The organism is Thermobrachium celere DSM 8682 (assembly GCF_000430995.1).
Classification (GTDB): Bacteria; Bacillota; Clostridia; order Clostridiales; family Caloramatoraceae; genus Thermobrachium; species Thermobrachium celere.
Genome location: NZ_HF952018.1, coordinates 1,154,850 through 1,159,981, shown reverse-complemented (window position 1 = coordinate 1,159,981; position 5,132 = coordinate 1,154,850). Strand labels below are relative to the sequence as shown.

Sequence of the window (5,132 nt, the reverse complement as noted above, 5' to 3'; positions counted from 1 at the left end):
CCATTTAAGTAATAAAGATTAAGTGCAGAAAGAATTAAAAACAAAGGAAATCTCATTCTTTTAAAGTCCATCTTTCCTTTAATTAATTCACAAGATGCAGATTGTATATTATTAGGTTTTGCGACATAAACAGAATGAGCACATTTTTTAGAGTTGCAAGTATAATGAGAGTAATACTCGTAATCATGGTGTAAATACATGCCATACCCACAAACAGGGCAACGAGGGTATCCTCTCAAAAGACTCTTTTTCTTGCCTGAACAATCTTCGAGAGTAAACTGACGTTTACAATTTCTACATTGATATTTCTGCTTACCAGCTTTATCTTTACCAAATCGATAGAGGTTATGACTGTGGCATCTTGGGCATGAAAGATTATTCATTAATTTGCACATAATTTCATCTCTCCTTCGGAGGTATTTTATTGTTGGCTATCTTTAAGATAACTCAAAGGGGAGATGAAATTCAAATATCATATAACTTAACAAAACTTAATTAATTATATGGAGGGTTTGTATGATATTAAGGCTTATTTGGGAATCAATTAGACAGTATGCACAGGTTGTTTTATCTTTTTTACTTGAACCTGTATTTTGGATTATGTTTTTTGTTCTGTTCTTTCAATATAAAAAATTAGAGGAGATACAAAAAGATATATATGGAGTAGTTAAATATAAAAAGAAGGATATGATGGCATCTTCGTTACTTGCTGGTATTTTAGGTGGTATGGCTATAAGTATAGTCATAACTGTAGTAGGCATTACATTTGGAAAACTTGAGGGAGCTGTTTTTTTAATAATTTTCTCTTTAATTTTGCTTTTATTGTTTGATTCACACTTTATATGTCTATCTTATTCAGGAGGAATAGTAAGTTTAATAAGCTTATTGTTAGGATATATAAATACGAAAGGAATTATAAATATAAGTGAAATACCTATTTTGAGAAGTTTTTTAAATTTCGATATAACAGCTATACTTATATTAGTATCACTTCTGCATTTAGTGGAAGCATTGCTTATGTATTTTGATGGTGCAAGATATCCTGTTCCAATGTTTTTTAAGAAAAATGGTAGAATTGTTGGTGGATTCATATTAACAAGATTTTGGATTATTCCACTTATGATACTTATTTTATTATCTTTAACTCCAATAGGTGGAGATGTAATTCCAACACCAGATTGGTGGCCACTTATAAGACCAGATGGAATACCTATAAATGTTAATGATGCTGTATTTTCATTAACTCCTTTATTTGCAATTTTAGGGTATGGCGATTTTACAGTAAGTAAAATGCCAAAGCAAAAGGTAAAGGAATCGTCTTTAAGTTTATTTATATTTAGTGTAACATTGTTTGCATTAACAGTGCTTTCAATGAAGATATATGCATTTAAATATGTAGCAGCAATATTTTCTCCTGTTTTTCATGAATTAATTATTATATTAAATAGAAGAAAAGAGAGAATGTTAGAGTCTCTATGGGACTATAATTATGACGGAATAAAGATATTAGATGTAGTTCCTAATTCTCCAGCTGAAAAAATGGGTATAGAAACAGGAGATAAGATAATTTCAATAAATAACAGGAGAGTTAATACTATCTGTGATGCAAAGGTAATTTTAGATGAAGCTGAAAGATATTTATGGATTGATGTAGAAAAACTTGATGGAACTGTTAGAAGTTTAGAGTACTATAATTATCAAACAGATATTGGATCACTTGGAATAATTACAATTCCACAGGATGATGCGTACATTCCATTGATGGATTTAGATGATACAAGGGTGTTTAAAAGGAGATAAGTTTGAAGACTTGTCTCCTTTTATTTATAGATTTTTTATATTATAAATGTTACAATAATATTACAAAATAGTAAATATGAAGGGGATGAGGGACTTGGGGCATATAATAAGAGAATATTTTCCTGCACTTACCCATAGAAATTATAAACTATTTTGGAGTGGTCAAATTATATCATTAATTGGTACTTGGATGCAAAATGCAGCATTAAGTTGGTTAGTATATTCTATGACTAGAGATGGTTTTTTATCTGGATTTATGACAGCTGTTCAGTTTACACCTCTATTTGCTTTTTCTTTGTTTGCAGGCCTAATAATTGAAAGATTTCCAAAACGAAGGATACTAATTTTTACACAAAGTATGCTTTTACTAATAGCATTTATCTTTTATATTCTTATGTACTTTAATGCCATAACATATCCAGTAATTTTAGTATTATTATTTTTTGTTGGTACCATACAGGCACTAGATAATCCAACTCGCCAAGCTTTTGTTGTTGAGCTTGTTGAAGGGAAGGAGCATCTTTTAAACGCAATAGCCTTAAATTCAGCAGCCTTCAATTCTGCAAGGCTAATTGGTCCTGCTGTAGCAGGAAAAGTTATGGCAGACTATGGAGTAAGATGGTGTTTTTTATTAAATGCAGTTAGTTTTTTGGCTGTGCTAATAGGCCTGTTAATGATGAGGATGAAGGATGTGCCTTCAAAAGAAGAATTGAAAGATCCAAAAAAGGAGATTAAGGAAGGGCTTAAATATATAAAAACAAACCCCAAATTATTATATACAGTTGTATCTCTTGTAATAATCCCTACGTTCTGTATGAATTTTAATGTTTTAGTTCCTATTTATACTAAAGATTATCTATTATTGAAGGAAAAGGCATATGGTATACTTTTATCTTCCTTAGGTTTTGGTGCTTTGGTTGGTGCTATTTTTATAGCAGCAAAGGGAAACAAGCAAAGGGCAGTGTATTTTCAGATAATAGGGGCGTTAGGTTTATCAATATTTTTAATTATATTAGGTTTGATTAAAAGCTATAAATTATCAATCATCATTTTAATTCTTTTAGGGCTTTTTATGATATTTTTTAATACAACTTCAAATAGCATATTGCAGTTTAATTCTCCAGATGACATGAGAGGTAGGATAATGAGTGTATACTCATTAGTTTTTGGTGGACTAACTCCAGTAGGCAGTATTTATGCAGGAACATTGGCAAAGTATTTAGGTGCAAATAATGTATTTATAATAAGTGGAGTAATTGGTTTTATTGGTTTTCTAATACTATATACAAGAAGAGGTAAATTAATTAAATAAAAATTATCACTATATAAAGGAGTTATGAATAAAATATATAATCAAGAATTTCTTTAAGGTGATTTGATGCCACCTGCAGTACTTTATTATGTTAAATCTGGCGATACAATGTTTAATATTGCTAAAAAATTTGGTACAACTGTAGATAAAATTTTAAAGGCAAATATTTTGTGTAATCCAAACCTTATTTACCCTGGAGATGCTCTAATTATACCAATATCAAATGAAGACATACTACCACGGGCAGGGGGATTTCCGTATTATATTGTAAGACCAGGGGACAGCTTATTTTGTATTGCAAAAGAGTTTGGAACAACTATAGATGTACTTGTACAAAACAATAAAATAAGTAATCCTAATTTGATTTTTCCTGGGCAAGAGCTTCTTGTTATAGGTGAGAGGCCAGATGCTGCATATTTGAAAAATCAATGGGAAAATCTAGGGGGATGGACTTGTGATATTATTCCTCCTATAAGTATGTATGGAATTTACTATAGGGGAACCTTTGCATGGGAGGCATTAGGTGAAGAAGCAATACAATATCTGCTACCTCTACTTGAACATCCATGTTATATAGTAAGATTATATACCGTAATTGCTCTTGGAAGAGTTGCAAAGGACGGAAAAGTAGCAACACAGCTTAAAAAATTAAGCAATGATCCAGAACTTTCAGTGGGACAACTTGTACCATTAGCTTTAAGAAGGATAGCCTTAAATAAACAGGGAATTAGAAAAGTTCATTTAATTATTTCGCCAACTTATCTATATCAAGAACCTAATATGGAATCTTCACATATAACATTAAACTATGGTACAGAGGTTGTGGCATTAAGATGGAATATACCAAGTCCAACAGCAGAAGAGGGACCAAGGGGTGGAATACAGATGTATGATAGAGTAGTTGTTAGAGGAACTAACAAAGTTGGATTTATTCCTAGAGGTGGATTTGACGAGATAGCGGTAATATAAAAAATTGCGTAATTAAAGTAAATATTTTAGTATTAAAAAAAGACCTCTTTCTTGGTGAGTAAAAAGTATATCAAGAGGAGGTCTTTTTTATATAAAGCTAGGAGTTAATAACGAATTTTTTATGGCTACAATTAATAAATGGTCTAAAAAGTTCATTGCTGAATGAGAAGATGTTTTTCTCATCTGTTTCTAATTCAATAATATTAAAATATTTAATAAGTTTTGCGTGAAATTGAATTCTATCTTCTTTAATAAATTCTCTAGTAAAATTATTAACCTTTAGAAATAAATAAGTTGGCTTTAAGACCTTTTCTTGCTGATTTAAAATTATTTTGTTTGCTACTATGCTATATATTGTGTATGAAAATTTATCAAATTTTTTGGTGTTTTTAATAACATAAGCATCTACGAAAAATTTATTTTCTTTTTCATCCTTTTCTACTTCTATTATTTCTTTTGCTTTTATATATGTGCCTCCTTCTATGTCAATACTTCTAACATTTTTAATTTCACCTGCTACTTTAAAATTAGTATCAGGATTGTTAAATATTTTTTTTATAATTTCAATAGCCAAATTTTCTCTTACTACAAGAGGAAAATTAGTTATATTTCCTTCCCTGTCTTCATGCATAAGTTCAAATATATAAAATTTTTCATTTGTTGTGTTATTAATAAACTTAAATTGCAATATTAAATGCAACACCCCTGTGAAAAATCATGTAGAATAGGACTGACAATAGTCAAAATCAGCCTTAAGCCCATCTTAATAATAACAGGAGATGGAGTGCATGGGTTTGTCAAGGGCTGCGTAGCAGGCGGAGCTTTACCCTTGATAAACCACAAGCGACATCTATAATATTCAAAATATGGGATTAAGCAATCTTCGATAGTTCTTCATAAAAATATTTTTCTGGGGTTTTGTAATTTAGCAATTTACGTGGCAACCTATTCATCCAATTTTGAATCCTTTGAATTGTATCAAAAGATAAGTCTTTGATGCTTTTACCCTTAGGGATAAAACGACGTATAAGACCATTATGACGTTCATTAG

At 30.3% G+C, this 5,132-nt stretch carries 5 protein-coding genes and 1 pseudogene; 3 read left to right on the top strand and 3 right to left on the bottom strand.

What is annotated here, in order from left to right:
* The coding region (locus TCEL_RS06240; RefSeq protein WP_207636303.1) for an IS1/IS1595 family N-terminal zinc-binding domain-containing protein at window positions 1–383 on the bottom strand (383 nt) is incomplete at its 3' end.
* A gap of 133 nt (window positions 384–516) precedes the next feature.
* Between TCEL_RS06240 and TCEL_RS06235 the strand changes: the two genes are divergently transcribed.
* The 3 genes from TCEL_RS06235 (at window position 517) to TCEL_RS12800 (ending at window position 4,081) form a co-directional block, all read left to right on the top strand.
* Entirely contained in the window at window positions 517–1,800 is a 1,284-nt protein-coding gene (locus TCEL_RS06235) for a PDZ domain-containing protein (RefSeq protein ID WP_018662257.1), read from the top strand.
* A gap of 76 nt (window positions 1,801–1,876) precedes the next feature.
* Window positions 1,877–3,112 carry an MFS transporter gene (locus tag TCEL_RS06230; RefSeq protein ID WP_242823438.1) on the top strand — a complete coding sequence of 412 codons (1,236 nt, stop codon included), beginning with the start codon at window positions 1,877–1,879 and terminating at the stop codon, window positions 3,110–3,112.
* 66 nt (window positions 3,113–3,178) lie between these two features.
* The gene (locus TCEL_RS12800) at window positions 3,179–4,081 is read left to right on the top strand and encodes a LysM peptidoglycan-binding domain-containing protein (protein WP_018662255.1); all 903 of its coding nucleotides are present in this window, start codon (window positions 3,179–3,181) and stop codon (window positions 4,079–4,081) included.
* Between the two features lie 97 nt (window positions 4,082–4,178).
* Here the strand turns inward: TCEL_RS12800 and TCEL_RS06220 are convergent, their stop codons facing one another.
* Together TCEL_RS06220 and TCEL_RS13470 are read right to left on the bottom strand one after the other, a co-directional pair.
* Window positions 4,179–4,769 carry a hypothetical protein gene (locus TCEL_RS06220; protein ID WP_018662254.1) on the bottom strand — a complete coding sequence of 197 codons (591 nt, stop codon included), beginning with the start codon at window positions 4,767–4,769 and terminating at the stop codon, window positions 4,179–4,181.
* A gap of 184 nt (window positions 4,770–4,953) precedes the next feature.
* Window positions 4,954–5,132, bottom strand: a pseudogene (locus tag TCEL_RS13470) (IS30 family transposase); the annotation flags it as partial.

Coding starts and splice junctions, on each gene's coding strand:
- TCEL_RS12800 (WP_018662255.1), top strand. CDS start 3,179: ATGCCACCTGCAGTACTTTATTATGTTAAATCTGGCGATACAATGTTT.
- TCEL_RS06235 (WP_018662257.1), top strand. CDS start 517: ATGATATTAAGGCTTATTTGGGAATCAATTAGACAGTATGCACAGGTT.
- TCEL_RS06230 (WP_242823438.1), top strand. CDS start 1,877: ATGAAGGGGATGAGGGACTTGGGGCATATAATAAGAGAATATTTTCCT.